Origin of the sequence: Acidovorax sp. ST3 (assembly GCF_003231145.1) — a bacterium.
GTDB lineage: Bacteria > Pseudomonadota > Gammaproteobacteria > Burkholderiales > Burkholderiaceae_C > Acidovorax.
Genome location: NZ_QKVP01000084.1, coordinates 1 through 589, shown reverse-complemented (window position 1 = coordinate 589; position 589 = coordinate 1). Strand labels below are relative to the sequence as shown.

The following is a 589-nucleotide window of genomic DNA, read 5'->3' as shown; positions in this document are numbered from 1 at the left end:
GCTGCGCCTGCAGACGCGCATGGCGCGCGACGCCAAGGAGGTCACCACCTTCCTGCGCGACCTGGCCGCCCGCGCCAAGCCCTACGCCCAGCGCGACCTGGCCGAGCTGAAGGCCTACGCCGCGGCCGAACTCGGCCTGGCCGAATTGCAGCCGTGGGACGTGGCCTATGCCTCCGAGCGCCTGCGCGAGTCGCGCTACGCCTACTCCGAAGACGAGGTGAAGCAGTACTTCACCGAGCCGCGCGTGCTGGCCGGCCTGTTTCCGCGCCTGCCGGAAAAGGCGCGCGAGATCCAGTTCGGCATCTTCCCCGACCAGGACGGCGAGGGCACGTTCTCCGTGGTCATCGGCCTGGACGGGCCCGACCTGTACGTGCTGAACAGGGCCATCGAAGGCCACCGCAACCTGTTTGACGTGGTGCACGGCGAAACCGGCCTGACGCCGCCGGTGCCGATGTTCGGGCGCGATCCCGGCTTCTGCGTGCAGGACGTCATCGCCGACACCGCGGCCGACTGGATCGAGGCCTTGTGGGAGCGGGGCGGCCGGGCGGTTTCACCGCTGCCGGCCTGCATCTATGCGGACGAGGACTAC

The 589-nt window shown here is 69.9% G+C and carries 1 protein-coding gene; it reads left to right on the top strand.

What is annotated here, in order from left to right; all coding sequences use genetic code 11:
* The coding region (locus DNK89_RS24940) for a DUF6389 family protein (protein WP_255575896.1) at nt 1-589 on the top strand (589 nt) is incomplete at both ends.